Raw genomic sequence first — 24,992 nt, 5'->3', positions numbered from 1 at the left:
ATGAACTGGCAATGCGGTCGAACTCTCTCGGCTTGGCGATCGGCGGGGTGCTCTTCAGCGCCCTCTCGGCCCATGCCGCGAATTTCGCCCCGCCGAAGGGCTGCGAGATCTACATGACCGTGCAGATGCGCAATTGCCAAGTTGCCAACTACTACACCTGCGCGGGCGATCCGGCGGGCGATCAATGGTCGGCCTATGCCGATGGCGAGGGCGTCTATTACATCAGCCATATCGATGCCGAGACGCGCTGGATTGAAAGCATCTCGACCGATACCGGCGAGATCGAGCTTTTCGATCCGGGTGCGTCGAAGGACGCGCCGTCCTTCTCGGCGCTGCTCTCGGATGGCGAGGACGATTACGATTTCGTCACGCGCAGCAATTTCCGCGGTCTCCAGCGTTATCGCGGCACCGATACGCTGACCGGCCAGTCGGTCACGATCGACGACGTGCCGCTCGAGACGATCACCTTCGATCTGCGCGAAGACGATGAAACCGGCGCGCTTCTCTCGCACCGGACCGGCACGCAATATGTCAGCCGCAAGCACCGTCTGTTTCTCAGCGGCGCCGAGCGGTTCGAGAACGCGCAGGGCGATGTCGTCGAATATGACGACAGCCCCGTGCGCTTCGACTTTCCCGGGGATCCCGGTTTCTCGACCGAAGTTCCCGAATATGACTGCGACCTGATGATGACCGAGGCGACCGTTCCGGCGCCGTTGCGCATCGGGCTCGCCCCCAATTCCCGCTCATTCTCCAAGGAGGCACTGAGATGACCAAATATGATGAAGCCTGGGTGGCCGCCGAGGAAGCCAAGCGCCAGTGGATGAATGAGCATTCGCTGTGGAAAGAGGATGACGAGAAGGCATCCTGCGGCGTTGGTCTCGTGGTCTCGATCGACGGCAAGGCCTCGCGCAAGGTCGTCGAGAACGGCATCGACGCGCTGAAGGCGATCTGGCACCGCGGCGCGGTCGATGCCGACGGCAAGACCGGCGACGGCGCGGGCATCCACGTCCAGATCCCCGCCCCCTTCTTCTATGACCAGATCCGCCGCACCGGCCACGAGCCGGACATGGAGAAGATGGTCGCTGTCGGTCAGGTCTTCCTGCCGCGCACCGATTTCGGCGCGCAGGAGCGCTGCCGCACGATCGTCGAATCCGAAGTCCTGCGGATGGGCCACTATATCTACGGCTGGCGCCACGTTCCGGTGAACACCGAGGTTCTGGGCGATAAGGCCAACGCGACGCGCCCCGAGATCGAGCAGATCCTGATCCGCAACGAGAAGGATATCGACCAGGAGCAATTCGAGCGCGAGCTCTACATCATCCGCCGCCGCATCGAGAAAGCGGCGATCGCTGCGCAGATCAACGGGCTCTACATCTGCTCGCTGTCGTGCCGTTCGATCATCTACAAGGGGATGATGCTCGCCGAGCAGGTCGCCGAGTTCTACCCCGACCTCAAGGACGATCGTTTCGAGTCGGCCTTCGCGATCTATCACCAGCGCTACTCCACCAACACCTTCCCGCAGTGGTGGCTGGCGCAGCCCTTCCGGATGCTGGCCCATAACGGCGAGATCAACACGATCAAGGGCAACATCAACTGGATGAAGAGCCACGAGATCCGCATGGCCTCGTCGGCCTTCGGCGAGAGCGCCGAGGACATCAAGCCGATCATCCCCGCGGGCGCGTCGGATTCGGGTGCGCTCGATGCTGTGTTCGAACTGATGGTCCGTTCGGGCCGCAACGCACCGATGGTGAAGACCATGCTCGTGCCCGAGCCGTGGTCGAAATCCACCGAGAACATGCCGAAGGCGTGGCAGGACATGTATGCCTATTGCAACGCCGTGATGGAGCCCTGGGACGGTCCTGCGGCTCTGGCGATGACCGATGGCCGCTGGGTCTGCGGCGGTCTCGACCGCAACGGGCTGCGTCCGCTGCGCTACGTGATCACCGGCAATGGCCTGCTCATCGCGGGTTCGGAAGCGGGCATGGTGCCGGTCGACGAGGCCACGGTGGTCGAGAAGGGTGCACTTGGTCCGGGCCAGATGATCGCGGTCGATATGGCCGAGGGCAAGCTCTACCACGACGTTGAAATCAAGGACAAACTCGCGGCGGCCCAGCCCTTCGGCGAGTGGGTCGGCAAGGTCACGGACCTCAACGCGATCCTCGTGGACGTGCCCGAGGAGCCGAAATATTCGGGCGCCGAACTGCGCAAGCGCCAGATCGCTGCGGGCTTCTCGGTCGAAGAGATCGAGCAGATCCTCGCGCCGATGGCCGAGGACGGCAAGGAGGCGATCGCCTCGATGGGCGACGACACCCCGCCCGCGGTTCTGTCCAAGCAATACCGTCCGCTGAGCCACTTCTTCCGTCAGAACTTCAGCCAGGTCACCAACCCGCCGATCGACAGCCTTCGCGAAAGCCGCGTGATGTCGCTCAAGACGCGGTTCGGCAACCTCAAGAACGTGCTCGACGAGGACAGCTCGCAGACCGAGATCTGGATCCTCGAAAGCCCGTTCCTCGCGAATTCCGAATTCGACGTGATGCTCAAGGAATTCGGCGAGCAGGTCACGATGATCGACTGTACCTTCCCGGCCAATGCCGATCAGGAAGCGCTGCGCGATGGCCTGACCCGGATCCGCCACGAGGCCGAAGACGCGGTGCGCTCGGGTTCGCTCCATATCGTGCTGACCGACAAGGATCAGGGCGAGGACAAGGTCGCGATGCCGATGATCCTCGCGACCTCGGCCGTGCATAGCTGGCTGACGCAAAAGGGTCTGCGGACCTTCTGCTCGATCAATGTCCGCTCGGCCGAATGCATCGACCCGCATTACTTCGCGGTGCTGATCGGCGCCGGCGCGACGACGGTGAACCCCTATCTCGCGCAGGATACGCTGGCCGACCGCATCGACCGCGGACTGCTTGGCGGTACGCTCGTCGACGCGATGCGCAAGTATCGCGATGCGATCGATTCCGGTCTGCTGAAGATCATGTCGAAGATGGGGATCTCGGTGATCTCGTCTTATCGCGGCGGTCTGAACTTCGAAGCCGTTGGCCTGTCGCGGGCGATGGTCGCGGAGTATTTCCCCGGCATGCATTCGCGCATCTCCGGCATCGGTCTGCACGGCATCCAGCACAAGCTGGAGCAGGTGCACGCCAAGGGCTGGAAGGGCAGTCAGGACGTGCTCCCCATCGGCGGTTTCTACAAGTCGCGCCGCACCGGCGAGACCCATGCCTGGGGTGCGCAGTCGATGCATATGCTGCAATCGGCCTGCAACCGCGCGAGCTATGACCTCTGGAAGCAATACAGCTCGATGATGCGGGCGAACCCGCCGATCCACATTCGCGACATGCTCGACATCAAGCCGCTGGGTAAAGCCGTCCCGATCGAGGAGGTGGAATCGATCACCTCGATCCGCAAGCGCTTCGTCACCCCCGGCATGTCTCTCGGCGCGCTCTCGCCCGAGGCGCACAAGCTGCTGAACGTCGCGATGAACCGGATCGGCGCGAAGTCGGATTCCGGTGAAGGCGGCGAGGATCCGGCGCATTTCGTGCCCGAACCCAACGGCGACAACCCCTCGGCGAAGATCAAGCAGGTGGCTTCGGGTCGTTTCGGTGTGACCGCCGAATACCTCAACCATTGCGAAGAGCTCGAGATCAAGGTCGCCCAAGGCGCCAAGCCGGGCGAGGGTGGCCAGCTTCCGGGGATGAAGGTCACCGACCTGATCGCGCGCCTGCGTCACTCGACCAAGGGCGTGACTCTGATCTCGCCGCCGCCGCACCATGACATCTACTCGATCGAAGACCTCGCGCAGCTGATCTACGACCTCAAGCAGATCAACCCGAAGGTCAAAGTGACGGTGAAGCTGGTGGCGTCGTCCGGCGTCGGCACGATCGCGGCCGGTGTGGCAAAGGCGAAGGCCGACATCATCCTGATCTCGGGTCACAATGGCGGCACGGGCGCGAGCCCTGCGACCTCGATCAAATATGCCGGTCTGCCGTGGGAGATGGGCCTGACCGAGGCGCATCAGGTGCTCGCGATGAACAACCTGCGCGAACGCGTCACCCTGCGCACCGATGGCGGTCTGCGCACGGGCCGCGACATCGTGATGGCGGCGATGATGGGCGCCGAGGAATACGGCATCGGCACCGCGGCCCTGATCGCGATGGGCTGCATCATGGTCCGTCAGTGCCAGTCGAACACCTGCCCGGTGGGCGTCTGCACGCAAGACCCCGAGCTGCGCGCCAAGTTCACCGGCACGGCGGACAAGGTGGTGAACCTGATCACCTTCTACGCCCAGGAAGTTCGCGAGATCCTCGCCTCGATCGGCGCGCGCTCGCTCGACGAGGTGATCGGTCGCGCCGATCTGCTCACGCAGGTCAGCCGTGGCTCGGCCCATCTCGACGATCTCGACCTGAACCCGCTGCTGATCACCGTCGATGGCTGGGACAAGATCGTCTACGACCGCTCGAAGCCGCGCAACTGGGTGCCTGACACGCTCGACGCGGAGATCATCAAGGATGGTCACCGCTTCTTCGAGGAAGGCGAGAAGATGCAGCTCAGCTACGCGGTGCGCAACACGCTGCGCACCATCGGCACGCGCGCGTCCAGCCACATCGTGAAGAACTTCGGGATGCGCAATGCGCTGCAACCCGACCACCTCACAGTGAAGCTGACGGGGTCGTGCGGCCAGTCGCTTGGTGCCTTTGCCGCACCGGGTCTGAAGCTGGAAGTGTCGGGCGATGCCAACGACTATGTGGGCAAGGGGCTCTCGGGCGGCACGATCGTCGTGCGTCCGCCGATGGCCTCGCCGCTGGTGGCCGCCGAAAACACGATCATCGGTAACACCGTGCTTTACGGTGCGACCGACGGTTACCTCTTCGCGGCGGGCCGCGCGGGCGAGCGTTTCGCGGTGCGTAACTCGGGTGCGAAGGTCGTGGTCGAAGGCTGCGGCTCGAACGGCTGCGAATACATGACCGGCGGCGTCGCGGTGATCCTCGGCTCGATCGGGCCGAACTTCGGCGCGGGCATGACGGGCGGCATGGCCTATGTCTATGACCCGGAGAACATCGCCGAGGAGCAGATCAACCTCGAAAGCCTCGTCACCTGCGGACTGGGCCACGAGCATTGGGAAGCCCAGCTGAAGGGCCTGATCGAGCGCCACGTGGCCGAGACCGGCTCGCGCAAGGCAGCCGATATCCTTCAGCACTGGGAGGCGGAGCGTGCGAACTTCCTGCAGATCTGCCCGAAGGAGATGCTCATCCACCTGCCCTACCCGCTGAGCGACGAGCCCCAGGCGGTCCCGGCGGAATAAGGGAACCTTCCCGGACAGCATACGTTGAGGGGGCGAGGCGCAAGTCTCGCCCCTTTGCTTTGTCTGGAGGTAACGATGTCCGAACTGCTCGTCATGGCCCATGAAACGGAAGCCGCCGGTTTCGCGATGCGCGAGGAACTGGAGGCGCTGCGCAAGGAGGGCTTCTTCGATGCCGAGGATATCGTCGTCGTGACGCGCGAGGAAAACGGCGAGGTCCGCCTGCATCAGGACACGAATACAACCGCCCTGGGCGCAATTGGCGGCGCGGTGTGGGGCGGGCTGATCGGGCTCGTCTTCATGTCGCCGGTGGTGGGCGCCGCGATCGGGGCGGGAGCGGGCGCAGTCGCCGGTCACGCGACCGATCTCGGGATCAATGACGAATTCCTGCGCGATGCCGGTCAAAGCCTGCCGCTGGGCGGGTCTGCGGTGTTCGTGCTGCTGCGCAAAGGCACGGCGGCCGATATGCTGGAGCGCATGCAGACGCTGGGCCACGCGACGGGTCGCGTCCTCAAGATCCCCGTGCCCGAAGACTTTCACCAACGCCTCGAAACCGCTCTCAAGACGGGCGGCACAACGGCCTTTACCGGCGAAGAGATCGCGGAAGGGGCGACCGGGTCGCTGGCCCGGATGGTCGGTCCCTCGGCGCTCTGAGAGCCCAGAACCCCTGCAAAACCTAATGCAAACCTACGTAAACACTAGATAGCGCGCGGACACGCGCCCCATTTGCGCCACATTCTGTCGTTAGATTGGAAACAATCAAACGGCGAAAATCGCCATCGAGCAGCGCTAATGGCAATCTATTACGATCAGTTTTACACGCTTGATCCGGGGAATCCGCCTCCTCTGGGTACGGCTGTGTCGCCTGCGACGCTCTCGATCAACGATCGAAACAATGACGGCTGGGTCACCCCCACGACCGGCGGCGGTGGCCGCTATGACATGGTCGATGGCGTTCGGGTCACGGCGGTCTGGGAAGGCGATACGATCACGCTCGCCAAACCCAATGGCGTCGAATACTCGATCACCGGCACCACCTTCTATCTTCAAGACGGCAGGGCGGTCTTTACCCCGATCGATGGCTCGATCCTGCACAATTCCACCTTCATCAGCTCGACCTATGTCACCCAGAGCACGCAAATGGCGGTGGGTGATCTCGGCCCGGAGTGCTTTACCGCCGGCACGATGATCGCCACGCCCGAGGGGGAGAAACCCGTCGAATGGCTGCGCATCGGCGATCTGGTGATGACACGCGACGCGGGACCGCAGCCCATCCTCTGGACGGGCGGGCGACAGGTGCGCGGTTATGGAAGCTACGCGCCGGTCCGGTTCGAAACCGGTTCGCTGGGCAATTCGCGCCCGCTTCTGGTGTCGCAACAGCACCGGATGCTGGTAAGCGGCTGGCGCGCCGAGCTTGCCTGCGGCTCCGACGAGGTTCTGGTCGCTGCAAAGCATCTGGTTGACGGACAATCTGTGCGCCTGACCGAGATGGCGCATCTGCACTATGTTCATGTTCTCCTCGATGCGCATCACATTCTCATCGCCGAAGGGGCGCCCAGCGAGAGCCTCTTTCCCGGCAACATGATCCTTGAAGAAGACCGCCGGATCAGTGCCGAAATCCGCGCCGCCTGGGCCCGCCGCAGCACCCGGCCGATCGAGACCATGGTAACTGCGCGACAGGTCGCGCGCGGACCGGAAATCGCACTTCTGGCGGCTTGACCGGTCCCGCCTCCCCATGACTTATGGGCGCATGGCGACGAAGAAGAAAACGAGCAGAACCTCGGGCAAGCGCAAGGCCCGTTCCGGCCTCAGCCAAGCGGCAGGCGCCCCGTTTCGGGTGGCGTTGAAATGGCTTGGTCGGGGCGCACTCGTTTTCGTCGCGGTGCTTCTGGCGCTGATCGTGACGTTCAAATTCGTGAACCCGCCGACCACCTGGACGATGTGGAGCGAACGCCAGCGCCTTGGTGCAGTGGATCAGCAATGGGTCGCCCTCGAGGAGATCTCACCGGTGCTCGCGCGGTCTGTCGTGGCCGCGGAGGATGCGAATTTCTGCAATCACTGGGGCTTCGACATGCGCGCGATCCGCGAGGCCCTCGACGAGGGCGGCAATCGCGGCGCTTCGACGATCACCCAGCAAACGGTCAAGAACGTCTTTCTCTGGCAAGGACGCAGCTGGCCGCGCAAGGCGATGGAAGCGGTTCTGACCCCCTTCGTCGAGGCGATCTGGGGCAAGCGCCGCATCCTCGAGATTTATCTGAACGTCGCCGAGTTCGACGAGGGCGCCTTCGGGGTCGATGCGGCCGCCTTCCGCTATTTCCGCACCTCGCCCGACAAGCTCAGCCCGTATCAGTCCGCCCTGATCGCCGCCGTGCTCCCCGATCCGAAGGATCGCTCCGCCGCGAAGCCTACGAAATTCCTCGCGCGGCGGGCGCAGTCGATCATGGATGGGGCCGCGACGATCAAGAATGACGGTCGCGCAAGCTGTTTCGAGTGATCACTCGGCCGGTTCGACCATCGGGCGCATGACCGCGAAAAGCTCTGCTACCTTGACCCCGAATTTGCGCATCTGCGAGCGGTTCAGCATCGTCCCGTCCGGCATCAGGTAGATCCAGTCTGTCACGTCGAGCACATGCCCGCCCGCATCTTCCGGCAGGCGCAGCCGGTAGCGCATCCGCAGGGCGTTGCCCATCTGCTCCATCTCTGCGGTGCCCTCAATATCGGCGGCGGTGGAGCTGATCTCGCCATCGGGCCCGAACTGGATGTTCCAGGCGCGGGTTTGGCGGCGGCCCGAGGCATAGTCGAATTCTTCCTCGATCACGCCGCCTTCATTGGTGAAGCTGCCCCGCATGATCGCCCGAAACCGCGACGTGATGCGGCCGGTCGGGCCGTAGATCATCCCATGCGCCTCAACGGGCCCCTCGAAAGCGCGGCGAATGTCGAATTCCGGGGTCTCGGCGGCATAGTCCGCGCTGGTCTGCGCGGGGAAGGCGAAGAAGAGGTGACGGATCAGGATCGCCGCCAAAATGAGGATCGCCAAAGCCAGAAGGATCTTGGTCAACATCTCAAGCCCTCACATGTGCCAGCTGGACCTGCACCACGTTGGTATGACCGACCGCGAAGGCGGCCGCGCAGGCCTCGAGGTAATACTGCCAGTTGCGCAGAAACTCCGGCCCGAAGCCAAGCTGGGCGGCGCGCGCGCTGCGCTCTTTCAACCGGGTTGCCCATTGTCGGCAGGTCTCTGCGTAATCCTGACCGAAGGCGAAGCTTTCCTTGACCGCAAGCCCCGCCTTCGCCGCCTGATCGCGGATCACGCCGTCCGACAGAAGCATCCCGCCGGGGAACGTATATTGGCGGATGAAGTCCGACGTCTTGCGATAGGTCGGGAAGTAGGAATCAGAAACTGTTATGGCCTGAATCATCGCAGATCCACCCTCGCTCAGGCGCTCCTTGAGCGTGGCGAAGTAGGTTGGCCAATAGCGCTCGCCCACGGCCTCGATCATTTCGATCGACACGATGTGATCGAATGTGCCGGGGGTCTTGCGGTAATCCTGAAGCCGGATTTCCGCCCGCCCGTCGAGCCGCGCATCGGCGTAACCTTTCTGGCTGGGCGAGATGGTGATGCCCGTGACGTGGCGCCCCTGCTCGGCCGCGCGCTCGGCAAAATGGCCCCAGCCGCAGCCGATCTCCAGCACCCGCTCGCCATCGCCCAGACTATCGAGAATCCGGTCGAGCTTGCGGTTCTGCGCCCGGTGAAGATCGCGATCGCCCGGGGCGAAAAGCGCAGAGGAATAGCTCATCCCCTCATCAAGCCAGATCTGGTAGAACTCGTTGCCGACATCGTAATGCGCACGGATATTGCGCGAGGCGCCACGCAGAGAATTCGCCCGCATCAACCGGTCGATGATCCGGAATTTCAGGTTCGACCAGAAGCCCGCATAGGCGTAGCTGTCGACCAGTTCGAGGTTCTTGAGCGCAACGCTCAGAAGCGCTTCGATCGAGGGCGTCTCCCAGAGACCCGCAATATAGGCCTCGCCCAGGCCGACATCGCCGCGCGAGGCCATCATCACCACCGCCTGCCAGTCGCGGATCTCCATCTCGGCCTGCGGCTGGCCACGTCCGAAATGGCGCCGCGTGCCGTCGGGAAGGCGCAGGGTCAGGGACCCGTGCGAAATCCGCTCGCACATATCGAGAAATTCCGCGCGGATGCGGTTCGTCAGGAAGGGCATCATCGGCTGATCTCCTCGCTTGGGGGTGTCGGACGCGGCAGGTAGCGCGCGCCTTTGAGCTTGAGTTGCAGAGCCTGCCAATAGATCAGGCCCAGCGTGCGGATCGGAGTAAGCGGACGGCGTATCGCAGCCATCAGCAGCGCTTTCGAGCTGAGCGGGCGGCGTGCGGTGGTGAGCGTGGCGATCACCCCCTCCTCACCGTTGCGATGGTCGATGCGGATGCGGATCCGCTCGGCGTCGATATGGAAGCGGAAGCGGTATTCGCCCGCGATCTTCTGAAAGGGAGAAACGTGAAAGATTTTCTCCGCCTGAAGCTCGGTTTCCGCTGTAATAGGGTCGAATTGGGGTGTCGCACAGAGGTAGGAGTGCCGGTCGCCGAAAGTATTGTTCACCTCCGCGATCACACAGCGGAGCTTATCCCCGCCATCATAGACCAGCCAGAAATTCACCGGATTGAAGCCCGAGCCGAAGATCCGCGGCTGCGTCAGCAAAAACAGCCGTGCAGGCTCCGGCGCCCCGAATTCGGCCAGCTTGCGGCGCACCCAGGCCGCCCCCTCGCCCTTCCCCGGCGCCCCGCCATAATCGCGGTCATCCACCCGCGCGAGATTGCCGCCCTTTCGTGAGAAAAGGCGCGGCCAAGGACCGTGCGCCTCGGGATCGAGCAACACATAATCCACGTGATAGCGAAACTTGTGCCCGATCGAGCCGCGGCGCGCATGGGTCGTTTCGCCGGGGCAGAACTGGGCGATCATGCGGGGACCGCCTCAAGCTCGGATGCGGGGATGGCGCCGCGATTGAGCGCGCGGGCAACCCGTACCGCCGAGGCAAAGCCGTCCTCGTGGAACCCGTGCCGCAGCCACGCGCCCGCATACCAAGTCCGGTTCTGGCCCTGAATCGCCTGAATCTGTTCCTGAGCCCGCAGGGCCGCGCGGTCGAAAACGGGATGCCAGAAAACCTCGTGATCATAGATCGCTTCATCGGCAATCGGGTTCTCGGGATTGAGCGTGACAAAGAGCGGATCGCTCTCGGGAATATTTTGCAACCGGTTCATCCAGTAGGTCACGCCAAGGCGGGTCTCGTTCGCTCGCGTCTGCGCCTGATAGACCCAACTCGACCAGCAGGCACGCCGCACGGGCATCTGGCGTTCGTCGCGATGCAGATAGACATCGTTGGGCTGATAGCGCACCGCCGAAAGTGCCGTGCGCTCCTCCCCGGTCGGGTTCGGCAAAAGCTTGAGTGCCTGATCGGAATGCGTGGCGATGATCACCTGATCGAACTGTTCCGGAGCAGCATTTTCCACTGAAATAGTGACTGATTTCGGGCTGCGCTGAATCGCTTTCACTGCCGAGCCTAGGCGGAATTCGACCCCGCGCAGGCGCAAGGCACGCTCCAGCCGCTTCACATATTCGATCGAGCCGCCCGAAACCGTCCACCACTGATGTTGCCCGGTGGCCGACAAGAGCGCGTGGTTCTCGAAGAAGCGCAGAAGGCTGCGGGCCGGAAATTCCCCGATCGTGTCCGCCGGGGTCGACCAGATCGCGCCGCAGATGGGCAGAAGATAATAGCGGCGGAACCACTCTCCCATACGCAGCTCGTCAAGCAGCTGATCGATCGTCACATCGTCACTTTGCGCCAGCGCGACCGCCTTGGTGTTGAACTTCGCGATATCGGCGATCATCCGGCCAAATCCCGGCCGCAACAGGTTACGCTTTTGGGCAAACAGGCTGCCGAGGTCGCGCAGCGCGTATTCGATCCGCCCCTGATCGATCGTGACGCCAAACCCCATATCCGATTTTTCCACCGGCACATCCAGCTCCGAGAAAAGCCGCGTCAGGTGGGGATAATTAGCGTAATTGAACACGATGAAGCCCGTATCGACCGGCTGATCGCCATTGCGCCCCGCAACGATCGTGCGCGAATGGCCGCCAAGACGCGCTTCCGCCTCGAACACCGTCACGCGGTTGTGCGGCGCCAGCTGCCAGGCCGCGGCGAGACCCGAGATCCCAGATCCAATTATGGCGATCCGCTGGGCGTGAGGATGCAAGGCATCGAAGGACATCGCAGTTCTCCCAAAGACTTGAAGACGTAACGGCGGATGTTAGGGTTTGGATCAGAAGTTTTTTCGCCTCCGTGTGATCTGTCTGCGCATTGTGCGCGTAGTTGGTTCATGCTGAGGGAAGCGACCACAAACCTTGAGACGAAATTGCCCGCGCCAATGGCGGCGGGGCTCGCCTCTGCCGGGAAGAGAATGGACAACCGCAAAACGTCAGCAAATGCGTCCGACGAGGCCTGCGAACAGACCGAATGGCTGGTCGCGGTGCGGGATCGACGCGACAAGGCAGCCTTCGCGCGGCTCTACGATCACTTCGTGCCGCGTCTGAAGGGGATGCTGATGCGTTCGGGGATGTCCGGCGCGGCGGCGGAAGACGTGGTGCAGGATGTGATGCTGACGATCTGGCACAAGGCCCATCTCTACGATGAGAGCAGGGCCCGGGCTTCGGCCTGGATTTACCGGATCGCGCGCAATCGGCAGATCGATGTGATCCGGAGGCGCCCGCGCCCCGTTCCAGACGAGATGATTGCCGAGGCCGAAACGCGCGAGTCGCCCGAGGCCGATGCTCTGGTCGGGTTGGAACAGGAAGCCGCACAGCTGCGCCAGGCGCTCGAGACCCTGCCCGAAGCGCAGCGCGAGATCATCGAGCGCGCCTATGTGGGCGAGCTCACTCAGGCAGAAATTCGCGAGGCAACGGGCCTTGCACTGGGAACGATCAAGTCGCGGATCCGGTTGGCGCTGGAGAAACTGCGGCACGAATTGAAGGATCTGAGAGAGGAATGACGGAGATTACGCATCATTTGCCCGATTGGCTGATCCGGTCCTATGCGACCGGCTCGCTGGGCCATGCGTTTTCGCTGGTCGTGGCGGCACATGTGAGCCAATGCGACGACTGTCGGGCGCGGCTGGAAGCCGAGGAGTTGGCCGGGGGGGTCGTTCTGGAATCGCTCGACGCGGTCTCTGCAAGCGACGATCTGCGCAAACGGGTCTTTGACGGGCTCGACAGCGATCCGCCGGCGGCATTCACCGCACCCGCGCGCTCGGGCATTTATCCCGGTGCCGTCGTCGAGGCGATGGGTGGGGCCGAACCGCGCTGGCGCGCGCTTGGCGGCGGTATTCGTCAGGCAATCCTGAGCGAGGATCGCGAGGGCTCGGCCCGATTGCTTTACATCCCGCCGGGCATGGCCGTGCCCGATCATGGCCATAACGGGCTGGAGCTGACACTGGTCTTGCAGGGTTCGTTCTCGGATGAGACCGGGCGGTTCGGCGTCGGTGACGTGGAAGTGGCCAGCGACGATCTCGACCACACCCCGGTTGCCGGGATGGAGGACGTCTGCATCTGCCTTGCAGCAACCGACGCGCCACTGAAATTCAAGAGCTTCCTGCCGCGGCTGCTGCAACCGATCTTCCGCATTTAGGCTCTATATCAGCCGAAACAGCGCCCCGAACCAGATCGCAACCGTTCCCGCCCGGCTTTGGCGATAAAGCCCGAGCCGCGCGAATTGCGTGAAACGGGACGGCAGGGGCGCTTGGCGTATCCGAACGAATCTATCGAAAAGCACCCGGTTTTCAGGGGTGAAACGGTGGCGCGAGGCAGCCAGTGCCCTCAGTTGCGCATCGGTCCAGTTGCGCCATTCGCCTTTGAGAAAACGGCGCAGGCGGCTTACCCTCGCTTGGGCGGACAGGTTCTCCCCTTCGGCATTGCCGCCGTGCTGGCGGTAATAAAGCGTCGGACGATCATCATGGATCAACGCCGCACCACAAGCGGACAGCACTTGATACAGCCACCAATCGAACTTGAGGATCGGCCCGGCCTCGGCCGCCGCCTCCCGCGCGAGCCGCGCCGCCGCCGGGTTGAGCACGATCGTGTTGCCCGCGGCGACGTTTTGGACCAACGCGTTGTGAAACCCGAGCGGGCGCGGACGTGGCGGCGACGGCTGCGGATCTTCGAGCGACGCCCCGGTCACGAGGCTGCGTGAACAGTAAAGCGCAGGGCAATCTTCAGCCTTCAGCGCCAGAAGCGCGCGTTCGAGTTTCTCGGGAAACCAGACATCGTCCTGATCTGAAAAAGCAATGAAATCCCGCGCATTCGCGTCGGTGTGCTGCAAAAGAAACTGAAAGTTCGGACCTGGGCCCTGCCCCGGCCCCTGCACCGTGATAACCGAATGCCCCTCCGCTTCAAAGCGGTCCAGAGCCGCGCGCGCCGACGCGGTCCTGCTGTCGTCGCTCTCGATCAAATGCCAATTCCGATGTGTCTGAGCCGAGAAACTGGCAAGCTGTTCAGCCAGTTCCGGCCCCGGCTCATGCACCGCCATCAAGATCGTGACGCGAGCCATCCCGGCTCACTCGATCAGACGCAGCAGATACTCACCATAGCTGTTCTTGCCGAATTTCTTCGCTCGGTCAGCCAGTTGCTCGTCGCTGATCCAGCCTTTTTCATAAGCGATCTCGTCGGGCGACCCGCTTTGCAGCCCCTGACGTTCCTCCAGCGTCCGCACGAAATTTCCCGCGTCCAGCAGGCTGCCATGGGTGCCGGTGTCGAGCCAGGCAAAGCCGCGGCCCATCTGGGTGACCGAAAGGTTGCCCTCGTGCAGATAGGTCTCGAGGAGCGTCGTGATTTCCAGCTCACCGCGGGCCGAGGGGGTGATCGTCTTCGCTCGCTCCGGCGCGGTCCCGTCGAGGAAATAGAGCCCGGTCACCGCGAATTGCGACGGCGGGACCTCGGGTTTCTCGATGATCGCGCGGGCTTTGCCGCTCTCGTCGAAATCGACCACGCCATAGCGCTCGGGGTCGCGGACGCGGTAGCCGAAGACAGTGCCGCCCTCGGTCTGCTCGTTGGCGGACCTCAAGACGTTCTGAAGCCCCGCGCCGAAGAAGATGTTGTCCCCCAGAACCATTGCCGAAGGGCTGCCGGCAAGGAAATCCTCGGCCAGCAGATAGGCCTGCGCGAGACCATCGGGCGAGGGTTGGGTGATATAGGTGAGGGTCAGCCCCCATTGGCTGCCATCGCCCAGCGTCCGGATGAACTGCTCCTGATCGTGGGGCGTGGTGATCACCGCGATCTCGCGAATGCCCGCCAGCATCAGCGTCGTCAGCGGATAGTAGATCATCGGCTTGTCATAGACCGGCAGGAGCTGCTTCGAGACGCCCATCGTGATCGGATAAAGCCGCGTGCCGGAACCGCCTGCCAGAATGATCCCCTTGCGCATCATATCGCCCCCAATTCGGTCAAAACTTCATCCAATCCCGATCTCCAATCGGGTCTTTGCAGGCCGAACACGGCCAGATCGCTGCAGTCGAGTCGTGAGTTGAGCGGCCGTTTCGCAGGCGTCGGATAGGCGGTGGAGGGGATCTCCTCCACGTTTACCTGACGCCCGGCCCGCGCGAAGATCTCTCGTGCGAAGCCTGCCCAGCTTACATCCGGAGCCCCTGAGAAATGGTAAACGCCGCTTTTCTCCGGCGCGCGCTGCAAGTCTTGCGCGATCGTCAGGCAGGCCTCGGCGATAGCGCGGGCAGGCGTCGGCCCACCGATCTGGTCGGCCACCACCCGCAGATGATCGCGGCTTTCCGACAGGCGCAGCATCGTCTTTACGAAATTCGCGCCATGGGCGGAGAAGACCCAGCTGGTGCGCAGGATCGCATAGGGGCCACCCGCCGCGCGAATTGCCTCTTCGCCCGCGAGCTTGGTCCTGCCATAGGCACCAAGGGGCCGGGTCGGATCGATCGGCGTGAACGGTCGTTCGCCCGAACCGTCGAACACGTAATCGGTCGAGATATGAACGAGCGGAATTCCCAGGTCACGACAGGCCTCGGCCATTGCGCCGAGAGCGTCGCCATTGACCACCTTCGCGAGTGCCTCTTCCTCTTCGGCTCTATCGACAGCCGTATAGGCGGCCGCGTTGATCACGGCACTCGGATTTGCCTCGCGGATTGCTGTGGCGGCAGCTTCGGGCTCGCTCAAATCGACCCTATCACGGCCCAAAAACGTCGCATCAGGCACGAGCTGTTGCATCTCCTGCGCAACCTGGCCCGTCTGTCCAAAGACCAGGATCATGCCTTGCCCAACCTCTCGCCGACGCCGTGCCGCTCCAAGAGCGGCCGCCACCAGTCTTCGTTCTCGAGATACCACCGCACGGTGCGCTCCAGCCCTTCCTCGACCGTCACGCTCGGCCGCCAGCCCAGTTCCTCGCGGATGCGGGTCGGGTCGATCGCGTAACGCGCGTCGTGGCCGGGGCGGTCGGTGACGAAGGTGATTTGCTCGGCGTAAGGCTGCTTGGCTGGGCGCAACCGGTCGAGAATGGCGCAGATCGTGCGCACCAGTTCGAGGTTCGAGCGCTCGTTCTCGCCGCCGATATTGTAGCTGCGCCCCAAAGCGCCCTTCTCCAGCACCAGAAGCAAAGCATCCGCGTGATCCTCGACATAGAGCCAGTCGCGCACGTTCGAGCCGTCGCCATAGATCGGCAGCGGCTTGCCCGCGAGCGCGTTGAGGATCACCACCGGGATGAGCTTTTCGGGGAAGTGGTAGGGGCCGTAATTGTTCGAGCAATTGGTGAGCACGACCGGCAGCCCATAGGTCTCGTGCCAGGCGCGCACGAGGTGGTCCGAGCCCGCTTTCGAGGCGGAATAGGGACTGTTCGGCGCGTAGGGTGTCTCTTCGGTGAACTGCCCCGTCGGGCCAAGCGTGCCATAGACCTCGTCGGTCGAGATGTGGTGGAAGCGGAAGCCCTCGGGGCGGCCCTCGGCCTCCCAAAAGCTGCGGGCCGCCTGCAGCATGTTGTAGGTGCCCATCACGTTGGTCTCGATGAAGGCGCCGGGGCCGTCGATCGAGCGATCCACATGGCTTTCCGCCGCCAGATGCATCACCGCGTCAGGCTTGTGACGCACGAAGATCTCGGCCAGCGCCTTGGGGTCGCGGATATCTGCCTTCTCGAACGCGTAGAGCGGGCTATCGGCCACGGAGGCGACGTTCTCGAGGCAGGCGGCATAAGTCAGCGCGTCGAGGTTGACGACCTTATGGCCGCGCGAGACGGCGAGGCGCACGACCGCCGAGCCGATGAACCCGGCGCCGCCTGTGACGAGGATCTTCATGCCGCACCCTCCCAGACAAAGGGGCTGTCGAGATCGGCGAAGGCAGGCGCTTCGGCATCCTTGCCCGACAGGACAGGCTCTGTTCCTGCGGAAAGCGGCCAGTCAATCGCCAGATCGGGGTCGTCCCAACGGATGGCGCCCTCGCACTCCGGCGCGTAGTAATCCGAGCATTTGTAGACGATCTCGGTGCCCGGCTCGAGCGTGACGAACCCATGCGCAAAGCCCGCAGGGATCAGGAGCTGCTTGCCATTCTCGAAGCTGAGTTCCGTGCCGAACCACTGGCCATAAGTCGGGCTGCCCTTGCGGATATCGACCGCGGCATCCCAAAGCCGCCCCCGCCCGCAACGCACGAGCTTTGCCTGCGCATGGGGTGGCGCCTGGAAATGCAGACCGCGCACGGTGCCCAAGGTTTCCGAGACCGAGTGATTGTCCTGAACGAAACCGATCGCGATCCCCGCCTCGGCGAAGCGCTTCGCCGAGTAGCTCTCCGAGAAGAACCCACGATGATCGCCAAAGCGCGGGGGCGTGATCACCAGAACGCCGCTCAAAGGGGTTGTCTCAACCTGCATCCGACCTGCCTTTATTGCTTTGTGGATTTGTGCCAAAGCCGGGCCACAAAAGCCAGACGCTTTGGGGCGCGGCTCGAATTCGGGGGATGTTATGGAGGCACACCGGATTTGTCGTTTTCGCACCCCTCGCAAACCCAATGAAAACTCGAGGGCCACTTCGAGGTAAAGAGGCATTGCGTGAGTTGCAGGGCAAGCGCGCCTGTCTCGCAGCGGGGGTCACGTTTCGAGGGGGCCGAGGCGTTCGAGCCGCCGCCCTCAATGCCGCAATGCGTTCACGACGACCTTGAAGGCGGGAAGGTTCTGATGCCGGCTCGGGTAGTAGATGTGATATCCGGCGAAGCGCGGCGACCAGTCATCCAGAAGAAGCTCGAGCGCTCCGCTTTCAAGATGCTCGGCGACCATATCCTCGGGAACATAGGCGATGCCGACACCATCAAGCGCCGCCGCGACGATCGTTGCTTCGTCATTCAGCGTCAAGCGCCCCTCGACGCGCACCCGCAACTCCTTGCCGTCCTTCTCGAACTCCCATGCATAAAGGCCGCCCGCCGTCACCAGACGCCGGTTGATGCAGTCATGCGCAAGCAGGTCCTGCGGATGAGCGGGGCGCCCCCGGGCGGCGAGATAGTCGGGGGTCGCGACCGCGACCAATCGCCAATCCGGCCCGACGCGCAGGGCGATCATGTCATGCTCGACGCTCTCGCCCAATCGGATCCCGGCATCGAATCCATCCTCGACAATGTCGCGAAAACCACCATCGACGCTCAGCTCCAGCCGGATGTCGGGATAGTCACGCAGGACGGGCCGTAGCTTGGGCCAGATCAGCTGCGTCAGCGCATGATGCGACAGTGTGATCCGCACCGAACCCGCAGGCCTGTCACGCAGCTCCATCAATGCCGCGATCTCTTCCTCGATCTCGCTCACACGTGGTGCCAGCGTCCGGCGCAACCGCTCGCCCGCCTCGGTCGTGGAGACAGAGCGGGTCGTGCGCGCCAGAAGACGCATGCCCATCTTCGTCTCGAGTTTCTTGATCCGGTGGCTCAATGTTGATTGCACCACGCCAAGCTTGGCCGCCGCGCGGGTGAAGCTACCCTCCTCAGTGACGGCGAGAAACCACATCAGATCGTTGAAATCGGTCTGTGCCATCGCGGCTCCAATTCATGGCTGTAGTCGATAAGTTCAAACGAGGCTCCGACCCTAATCAATAAGTCTCGGCAAGCCATATAACAACCACAGCAACCCGAAAGCTGGAGGCTCTCATGAAAATCACCCGCGCAGGCAGTACGCCCTCGGTCAAGGGACCGGATGACTGGTTTTCCGGCACAGTCCGGATCGACCCGCTCTTTCAGGCCGAACCGCCCGGTCAGGCGGCAGGGGCGGCCGTGACCTTCGAACCCGGCGCACGCACCGCATGGCACACCCACCCGGCGGGCCAGACGCTGATCGTGACCGCAGGACTTGGCCGGGTGCAACGCGATGGCGGCCCAATCGAAGAGATCCGCCCCGGCGATGTGGTCTGGTTCCCGGCAGGGGAGAAGCACTGGCATGGCGCCGCCCCCGACGTGGCAATGACCCATATCGCCATTCAGGAAGCGGTCGACGGTGAGGTCGTCACCTGGCTCGAGAAGGTCAGTGATGCGGATTACCGCGGCTGAATCCGCCGTGATGACGCGGCGTGGCTTTGTCGTAGGCGCTACCTGTGCGCTGCCGATGAGCCGCCCCGCGCGCGCGACACCAAAGGAGCCTCCGATGCGCCTCACCTGCCGATTTGCCGATCAGTCCTTTGACGTCACGCTGAACGACAGTCGGGCGGCGCGCGATCTGCTGTCGCTGCTCCCGCTCGAGTTGACGATCGAGGATTACGCGCAGAACGAAAAGATCGCCTATCTGCCACGCAAGCTGACCGAGCAGGGCGCGACCGCCTTCTCGGACGAGGCGATTGGGGATGTCTGCACCTATGCGCCCTGGGGCAACCTCGTGTTTTTCCACGCACCCTATCGCTATTCCCGTGGCCTGATCCGGCTGGGCCAGGTCGAGGGCGACATCGCCCCGCTCAAGCTGCGCGGCACCTATCCCCTCAACGTGATCTCTCATGGCTGAGGGCCTGTTTCAACGAAAGGAAACCGACATGAAAGACAAGGTCATCATCATCACCGGCGCCTCGTCCGGTATCGGCGAGGCCACCGCGAAACTGCTGGCCGAAAAGGGCGCCAAGGTCGTCCTCGGTGCGCGGCGCGAAGAGCGGCTGAAGGCTTTGGCCGAGGAGATCCGCGCGGCGGGCGGCGAGGCCATCTGGCAGGTGCTCGACGTCACCAGACAGGCCGACAACGACGCCATCGTGAAACTGGCGAAGGAGACCTATGGCCGCGTCGACGTGATTTTCCTCAATGCGGGGATCATGCCCAGCTCGCCGCTCTCGGCGCTCAAGACCGACGACTGGCATGCGATGGTCGATATCAACATCAAGGGCGTGCTCAATGGTGTCGCGGCCGTTCTGCCCGAATTCGTCGCGCAGAAATCGGGCCATGTGATCGCCACCTCTTCAGTGGCGGGGCTCAAGGCCTATCCGGCAGCGGCGGTCTATGGCGGCACCAAATTCTTCGTGCGCGATTTCATGGAAATCCTGCGCATGGAGTCGGCGATGGAAGGCACCAACATTCGCACTGCGACGATCTTCCCCGCCGCCATCAACACCGAGCTTCTTCACACGATCAGCGAGCCGGGCACCGCGGCGGGCATGGCTGCGCTCTATGAACAGGTCGGCATCACCCCCGACCGGATCGCCAATGTCGTGGCCTTTGCGATCGAGCAGCCTGCGGACACCAATGTCAGCGAACTGACCGTCGGGCCGACCGTTCAGGCCTGGTGATGCGATGGGCGGCGGGGCGATGGCTCCGCCGCCCTGACCCATGCGGTCCGGATGCCACTTGAGGGGCCGCGCCGTCACCGGGACTACCGTTCGACGAGAGCGAAGCAAGGCGATTCTGACCGCCGGATTTTCAGTTGCTGTCGATGAAGTGATGCCACCCGCCAAGAAAACCACGGCTTTGGCACCACTCCACCGGTGCGCTAGCCTCAGTCTGGTGACGAATTTGCCTTCGCAATGCGGGAAGCTGTCCGCCCGCTTCGCTGGCCCAAGCCACATCTCACTTGCTGTGATAGTCCCGCAGGTCATTCATGTTTTTATGAGGCAGTGCGGGCCCGAACTGCCCGCCGATCAGGTCTAGGCGCTTGACCGTCGAGCCAGCGAAGACGAGGTGCCAGATCACCCAAGGGGCGGCTTGTGACACCACAGGGGGAAATGCCCTGACCTTGAATTTCGGGAAATGGTCGGAGCGAGAGGATTCGAACCTCCGACCCCCTGCTCCCGAAGCAGGTGCGCTACCAGGCTGCGCTACGCTCCGACCGTGGGCGGGGAATTAGCGGCTTGTGCAGGCTTTTGCAAGGGGGTCTCGTTCAGCTTCTTGAATTGCGTGCACGCAGGCCCAGAACGCGACCCAGAATCGACGAGCGCGGGGCGGTCACCGTTTCACTCCGGCCACGGGTGCGCAGCACGGGCTGGTTGTCCGAAGTATGCGCCGTCGCCTCCCGGAAAACGATGTAGAGGCCCGAGGCAATCACCACCCCCGCCCCGATCAGCGTCGGCAGATCGACGCTTTCATGGAAGAACACCCAGCCGTAGAAAATCGCCCAGAGGATCTGCGAATATTGCATCGGCGCGACGATCGCCGCCTCGCCGGCGCGGTAGGCCAGAATTTGCAGAAACGATGCGGTCAGCCCGAAAATCGCGATCACCGCCATCAGCCCCAGATCGGGGAGTTGCAGCGGAACCCAGACAAAGGGGAGCGAGAGCCCCATGGCGATCACATTTCCCAGAAGCGGCGAAAGGAGAAGAACGACGGAGCGTTCCTCCGAGCCGATCCGACGCACGATCACCGAGGCCAGCGCACCGGTCACCGCCGCCGTCATTGCCGCGAAATGGCCCAGCGCCAGATCGGATTGACCCGGCCGCACCACGATCACGACGCCGATCAACCCGAGGATCACCGCCGCCCAGCGATGAATGCCCACCTTCTCGCCCAAAAGCGGGATCGAGAAGACCGTCACCAGAAGCGGCATCGCGAAGAGAAGCGGGTAGACCTGCGCGAGAGGCAGTGTCGAAAACGCGTAGAAGGCGCACAGACCGGTCACGACGGTGGTGATCACCCGCGCGATGACCCAACCTGGATGGACAGGGCGCAGGCTGCCTTCGCGCTTGTCGTTGAGCAGGATGACCGACAGAAGAGGAAACGACAAAAGCGCCGCGAAGAAAACGATCTGCACGGGAGAATAGGTCTGGCCGAGATGTTTGATGATAACGTCATGCGTGGCAAAGATCGCCATCGACAACAGGCCAAGACCCGCGCCGCGCGCATTGGATTTTCCGCCTATTTCGGACATTCGAGCTTCCCGGTGTTACCGCTCACATCTTGAGCGGTTGCGCGGGAGTTGCAAGGCTGTCAGACGAAAAAGGCGCGAGCTTTTGCCCGCGCCTTTTGACTGACTGTCTGACTGGATCAGAGCGAGGCGTCGAGCGCCGCGATGATCTTGTCGCCCATCTCGGCGGTCGAAACTGGCACGCCGCCTTCGGGACCCATCAGGTCCGCCGTGCGCACGCCGTCTGCCAGCACCTTCTCAATCGCGGTTTCGAGGCGGGTCGCCTCATCGCCCTGATCGAAGCTGTAGCGCAGCGCCATGGCGAAGCTGAGGATACAGGCGATCGGGTTGGCCTTGCCCTGACCCGCGATATCGGGGGCCGAGCCGTGCACGGGCTCGTACATCGCTTTCGGGCGACCGTTTTCCATCGGCGCGCCGAGCGAGGCCGAAGGCAGCATCCCGAGCGACCCGGTCAGCATCGCCGCGCAATCCGAGAGGATGTCGCCGAAGAGGTTGTCGGTCACGATCACGTCGAACTGCTTGGGCGCGCGCACCAGCTGCATCGCGCCGTTGTCGGCATACATGTGCGACAGCTCGACCTCCGGGTAGTCCTGACCGACGCGGGTCACGACCTCGCGCCAGAGGATGCCCGACTCCATGACGTTGGCCTTTTCCATCGAGCACAGCTTCTTATTGCGCTTCATCGCGAGCTCGAAGGCGGCGCGGGCAACGCGCTCGATCTCGGACTCGGTGTAGCGCTGGGTGTTGATGCCCACGCGCTCGTTGCCCTCGTTGAAGATACCGCGCGGTTCGCCGAAATAGACGCCCGAGGTCAGTTCGCGCACGATCATGATATCGAGACCGGCCACGACATCCTTCTTGAGCGACGAGAAATCGGCCAGCGCGTCGAAGCATTGCGCCGGACGCAGGTTCGCGAACAGGTCCATCTCCTTGCGCAGACGCAGCAGGCCGCGCTCGGGCTTCACCGAGAAGTCGAGCACGTCGTATTTCGGCCCACCGACGGCGCCGAGCAGCACCGCGTCCACTTCCTGCGCCTTGGCCATGGTCTCATCGGCCAGCGGCACGCCGTGCTTGTCATAGGCGGCACCGCCCACGAGGTCTTCGCTGACATCGAAGACGAGATCGCGCTTGGCGCCGAACCAGTCGATGATCTTGCGCACCTCGGCCATGACTTCGGGGCCGATCCCGTCGCCGGGCAGGATGAGGATGGAGGGGTTGGACATGAGGCTTATCTCCCAAGAAAAACAGGGTTGCGAAGGGCCTATCCCCTGCCCGCCCCTTGGTCAAGCGGCAGAGGTCGCGAAAGCGTGTCTGGACGATCGGCAATGGCTTGCCGAAGGTTCGGCGGGGTTTTGCGGATCGCGACGGGACCGAGTGGCACCCGCACGCGGATCGGCGCATGCTTGCGCACAAGAGCAGAGATGAAATGAGGCCGGAAATGACTCGCAGGGTGCTGATCCTGGGAATGGGCGGCGTGTTCGGATCCGCCGCCGCGCGGGCGTTCCGGGCGGCCGGTTGGGATGTCGATCGCTACAGGCGCGGGACCGATATGGGGATATCCGCGCGCGGGGCGCGCTGGATCGTGAACGCGATGAGCCCGCCCAACTATCACGATTGGGCCGGCGAAATCCCCAAGATCACCAGCCAGGTTCTGGCGGCCGCACGCGATAGTGGCGCCTCGGTCATGGTGCCGGGCAATGTCTATGTCTTCGGGCGCGAGCCCTCGCCCTGGTCCGCGCAGACGCCCCATCACCCCTGCACCCGGAAAGGCCGCATTCGCGCCGAGATGGAGGAACGCTACCATGCCCATGCCGCGGACGGGCATTCCGTGGTGATCCTGCGCAGCGGCGATTTCATCCATGCCGAGGCCACGAATACGATCCTCAACCGGGTTATGCTTAAGGATCTGCGCAAGGGCCGGATCACGACGCTCGGCAAACCGGAAGCCCGTCGAACCTATGGCGATCTCGACGATCTGACCCGCATTGCTGTGCGAATGGCCGAAACGGGCGACGCCGAGCCGGGGCTGCTCGATCTCGGGTTTCCGGGCACGGTCTTCTCGGCACAGGAACTGGCCACGGAACTGTCGCGCCAGATGGGGCGCGAGATCGCGATCAGGCGGTTTCCCTGGACGGCGCTGTTGCTGGCCTCTCCGGTCTGGGAGCTGGCGCGGGAATTGCGCGAGATGCGTTATCTCTACGATATGAGCCACTCGATCGACGGCAATGACTTTTCTGCGCGCTTCCCCGACATGACGCCCAAAACGCTTGAACGGATCGTGTTCGAACATCTCTACATTCGCGGCCTGAAGGTCGTTCCCGATCAGGGCAAGACGATGTCGACCCAGACCAGTTTCTGACGCGACGCACGCGCGGCAGCTTTGGCAAGCGGGGCATCCGGGGCAGGCCAGACCACTCCCGCTGCCGCGATTTTCAGATCGCTCGAGGGCAACACATAATCGACGCGCAGATTGCCCGGCCCATCGAAATCGGCCGTATCGAGCCCCGGATCGCCTTTGTGATCTGCGTCCGCGGCAAGCTCGGCGCCTTTGCTTCGGGGCGCGGGATCTTGCAGAAACCCACCGCTGAGGAGGGACTGAAGCGCCGCGCGCCGCCCCTCTGCGTCGGCCGGATCGAGATTGGCATCCCCGAGCAGGATATACGTCCGCGCGGGCGGCGTCTCGGGCAGATCGCCATCGAGGTAGCGCAGCCAGAACGCCGCCTCGTCATGGTTGCGCCAGCCATTGCGATCTTCGGGGCCGTCGAAAACAGGAGGTGTCGCGGCGAATGCGAGGAGATGCAGCGGCGCGCCTGTGCCGATCTCGACAGGAACATCCCAATGCGCACTGGAGCTCAGTCGCTGCACCGCCTGCGCCTCGTCCGACATCCCGGTTTTGCCGATCGCGCTCCCCGGCAGGTCGCGCCACAGCAGGTCGGAGAAATCCCGCGCGGCGTCGGCCCGGATCGGGCGGCGGGACAGGAGCGCCATGCCACCCTGCCCAGGAAAGCGCCCATAGCCCTGCGCATCGCGCGCCTCTCCAAGCACGCCGTTGCCGTCGAGATCCGCGCCGCTCTGCATTCCGCTATTGGGGCGGGACGCATAGAAATAGGGGTAGGGCGTGGCGAGCGATCTATTGAGCGCATCCAGCGCTTGCCCATCATAATCCCAGTCGATCCCGGTCAGCAGAAGGATGTCGGGCGAGACCGTGTCGATCACTTCGCGCACAGCAACGACCTGAGGATCGCCTTTCTCGATGTCCTGCAAAAGCAATCCCGGACCGGAGCGGCTCAACCCGGCATCCCAGGTGGCCACGCGCAGCG

The 24,992-nt window shown here is 63.4% G+C and carries 24 protein-coding genes and 1 tRNA gene; 11 read left to right on the top strand and 14 right to left on the bottom strand.

Annotated elements, in window-relative coordinates; genetic code table 11:
• The first annotated feature begins 11 nt into the window (after window positions 1-11).
• The 5 genes from BMG00_RS09185 (at window position 12) to mtgA (ending at window position 7,796) form a co-directional block, all read left to right on the top strand.
• On the top strand, window positions 12-770 hold the full coding sequence (locus BMG00_RS09185) for a hypothetical protein (protein ID WP_211274117.1): 759 nt from the start codon (window positions 12-14) through the stop codon (window positions 768-770).
• Entirely contained in the window at window positions 767-5,305 is a 4,539-nt protein-coding gene (gltB, locus tag BMG00_RS09180) for a glutamate synthase large subunit (RefSeq protein ID WP_078574093.1), read from the top strand. Before BMG00_RS09185 ends, gltB begins: the two co-directional genes overlap by 4 nt.
• A 75-nt stretch (window positions 5,306-5,380) precedes the next feature.
• The gene (locus BMG00_RS09175) at window positions 5,381-5,956 is read left to right on the top strand and encodes a DUF1269 domain-containing protein (protein WP_078574092.1); all 576 of its coding nucleotides are present in this window, start codon (window positions 5,381-5,383) and stop codon (window positions 5,954-5,956) included.
• Window positions 5,957-6,094: 138 nt separating this feature from the next.
• Window positions 6,095-7,021, top strand: coding sequence for a Hint domain-containing protein (locus tag BMG00_RS09170; RefSeq protein WP_078574091.1), 927 nt, complete (start codon window positions 6,095-6,097; stop codon window positions 7,019-7,021).
• Between the two features lie 31 nt (window positions 7,022-7,052).
• Window positions 7,053-7,796 (top strand): monofunctional biosynthetic peptidoglycan transglycosylase, encoded by a 744-nt coding sequence (mtgA, locus tag BMG00_RS09165; RefSeq protein ID WP_078526642.1) that lies wholly within the window; start codon window positions 7,053-7,055, stop codon window positions 7,794-7,796.
• On the opposite strand, the gene BMG00_RS09160 is transcribed toward mtgA, so the two are convergent.
• From BMG00_RS09160 to BMG00_RS09145, 4 genes are read right to left on the bottom strand one after another with little or no spacing between them, the layout of a single operon-like run.
• A complete protein-coding gene (locus tag BMG00_RS09160) occupies window positions 7,797-8,363 on the bottom strand; it encodes a DUF3833 domain-containing protein (RefSeq protein ID WP_078574090.1) in 567 nt (188 codons plus the stop codon). It abuts the gene before it with no gap.
• A 1-nt stretch (window position 8,364) separates the two neighbouring features.
• Window positions 8,365-9,528, bottom strand: a complete 1,164-nt coding sequence (locus BMG00_RS09155) for an SAM-dependent methyltransferase (protein ID WP_078574284.1) — start codon at window positions 9,526-9,528, stop codon at window positions 8,365-8,367.
• Window positions 9,528-10,280, bottom strand: a complete 753-nt coding sequence (locus BMG00_RS09150; protein ID WP_078574089.1) for a DUF1365 domain-containing protein — start codon at window positions 10,278-10,280, stop codon at window positions 9,528-9,530. Before BMG00_RS09150 ends, BMG00_RS09155 begins: the two co-directional genes overlap by 1 nt.
• Window positions 10,277-11,587: an NAD(P)/FAD-dependent oxidoreductase gene (locus BMG00_RS09145; protein WP_078574088.1), complete on the bottom strand. Its 1,311-nt coding sequence runs from the start codon at window positions 11,585-11,587 to the stop codon at window positions 10,277-10,279. Before BMG00_RS09145 ends, BMG00_RS09150 begins: the two co-directional genes overlap by 4 nt.
• Window positions 11,588-11,776: 189 nt before the next feature.
• Between BMG00_RS09145 and BMG00_RS09140 the strand changes: the two genes are divergently transcribed.
• Window positions 11,777-12,364: a sigma-70 family RNA polymerase sigma factor gene (locus tag BMG00_RS09140; protein ID WP_211274116.1), complete on the top strand. Its 588-nt coding sequence runs from the start codon at window positions 11,777-11,779 to the stop codon at window positions 12,362-12,364.
• On the top strand, window positions 12,361-12,999 hold the full coding sequence (locus BMG00_RS09135; protein WP_078526634.1) for a ChrR family anti-sigma-E factor: 639 nt from the start codon (window positions 12,361-12,363) through the stop codon (window positions 12,997-12,999). Before BMG00_RS09140 ends, BMG00_RS09135 begins: the two co-directional genes overlap by 4 nt.
• 3 nt (window positions 13,000-13,002) lie before the next feature.
• Here the strand turns inward: BMG00_RS09135 and BMG00_RS09130 are convergent, their stop codons facing one another.
• From BMG00_RS09130 to BMG00_RS09105, 6 genes are all read right to left on the bottom strand, one after another.
• Window positions 13,003-13,917, bottom strand: coding sequence for a glycosyltransferase (locus BMG00_RS09130; RefSeq protein WP_078574086.1), 915 nt, complete (start codon window positions 13,915-13,917; stop codon window positions 13,003-13,005).
• A gap of 6 nt (window positions 13,918-13,923) precedes the next feature.
• Window positions 13,924-14,790, bottom strand: a complete 867-nt coding sequence (gene rfbA / locus BMG00_RS09125) for a glucose-1-phosphate thymidylyltransferase RfbA (RefSeq protein WP_245794974.1) — start codon at window positions 14,788-14,790, stop codon at window positions 13,924-13,926.
• Complete coding sequence (gene rfbD, locus BMG00_RS09120) at window positions 14,790-15,635, bottom strand: dTDP-4-dehydrorhamnose reductase (RefSeq protein WP_078526628.1); 846 nt, start codon at window positions 15,633-15,635, stop codon at window positions 14,790-14,792. The genes rfbA and rfbD overlap by 1 nt, the downstream gene beginning before the upstream one ends.
• On the bottom strand, window positions 15,632-16,669 hold the full coding sequence (rfbB, locus tag BMG00_RS09115; RefSeq protein WP_078574085.1) for a dTDP-glucose 4,6-dehydratase: 1,038 nt from the start codon (window positions 16,667-16,669) through the stop codon (window positions 15,632-15,634). The genes rfbD and rfbB overlap by 4 nt, the downstream gene beginning before the upstream one ends.
• Entirely contained in the window at window positions 16,666-17,238 is a 573-nt protein-coding gene (rfbC, locus tag BMG00_RS09110) for a dTDP-4-dehydrorhamnose 3,5-epimerase (RefSeq protein ID WP_078526624.1), read from the bottom strand. Before rfbC ends, rfbB begins: the two co-directional genes overlap by 4 nt.
• A 255-nt stretch (window positions 17,239-17,493) precedes the next feature.
• Window positions 17,494-18,381, bottom strand: coding sequence for a LysR family transcriptional regulator (locus BMG00_RS09105; RefSeq protein WP_078526622.1), 888 nt, complete (start codon window positions 18,379-18,381; stop codon window positions 17,494-17,496).
• A gap of 113 nt (window positions 18,382-18,494) precedes the next feature.
• Between BMG00_RS09105 and BMG00_RS09100 the strand changes: the two genes are divergently transcribed.
• The 3 genes from BMG00_RS09100 to BMG00_RS09090 are packed head-to-tail and all read left to right on the top strand — an operon-like array spanning window position 18,495 to window position 20,104.
• Window positions 18,495-18,890, top strand: a complete 396-nt coding sequence (locus BMG00_RS09100) for a (R)-mandelonitrile lyase (RefSeq protein ID WP_078526620.1) — start codon at window positions 18,495-18,497, stop codon at window positions 18,888-18,890.
• Window positions 18,871-19,335, top strand: coding sequence for a cyclophilin-like fold protein (locus BMG00_RS09095; protein ID WP_245794973.1), 465 nt, complete (start codon window positions 18,871-18,873; stop codon window positions 19,333-19,335). The genes BMG00_RS09100 and BMG00_RS09095 overlap by 20 nt, the downstream gene beginning before the upstream one ends.
• A 28-nt stretch (window positions 19,336-19,363) precedes the next feature.
• Window positions 19,364-20,104: an SDR family oxidoreductase gene (locus tag BMG00_RS09090; protein ID WP_078526616.1), complete on the top strand. Its 741-nt coding sequence runs from the start codon at window positions 19,364-19,366 to the stop codon at window positions 20,102-20,104.
• Between the two features lie 458 nt (window positions 20,105-20,562).
• Here BMG00_RS09090 and BMG00_RS09085 read toward each other — a convergent pair.
• From BMG00_RS09085 to leuB, 3 genes are all read right to left on the bottom strand, one after another.
• A tRNA-Pro gene (locus BMG00_RS09085) sits at window positions 20,563-20,639 on the bottom strand.
• 52 nt (window positions 20,640-20,691) lie between these two features.
• Window positions 20,692-21,675, bottom strand: coding sequence for a DMT family transporter (locus BMG00_RS09080; protein WP_078526614.1), 984 nt, complete (start codon window positions 21,673-21,675; stop codon window positions 20,692-20,694).
• Window positions 21,676-21,791: 116 nt separating this feature from the next.
• On the bottom strand, window positions 21,792-22,895 hold the full coding sequence (gene leuB, locus BMG00_RS09075; RefSeq protein WP_078526612.1) for a 3-isopropylmalate dehydrogenase: 1,104 nt from the start codon (window positions 22,893-22,895) through the stop codon (window positions 21,792-21,794).
• A gap of 215 nt (window positions 22,896-23,110) precedes the next feature.
• Between leuB and BMG00_RS09070 the strand changes: the two genes are divergently transcribed.
• A complete protein-coding gene (locus tag BMG00_RS09070) occupies window positions 23,111-24,031 on the top strand; it encodes a Rossmann-fold NAD(P)-binding domain-containing protein (RefSeq protein ID WP_078574083.1) in 921 nt (306 codons plus the stop codon).
• Here BMG00_RS09070 and BMG00_RS09065 read toward each other — a convergent pair.
• Entirely contained in the window at window positions 23,995-24,984 is a 990-nt protein-coding gene (locus BMG00_RS09065; protein ID WP_342745844.1) for an endonuclease/exonuclease/phosphatase family protein, read from the bottom strand. The genes BMG00_RS09070 and BMG00_RS09065 overlap by 37 nt on opposite strands.
• Window positions 24,985-24,992 lie beyond the last annotated feature (8 nt).

Origin of the sequence: Thioclava marina, assembly GCF_002020135.1 — a bacterium.
GTDB classification, from domain to species: domain Bacteria; phylum Pseudomonadota; class Alphaproteobacteria; order Rhodobacterales; family Rhodobacteraceae; genus Thioclava; species Thioclava marina.
The sequence above is the reverse complement of the archived record's forward strand: the minus strand, read 5'-3'. Positions and strand labels throughout refer to the sequence as shown.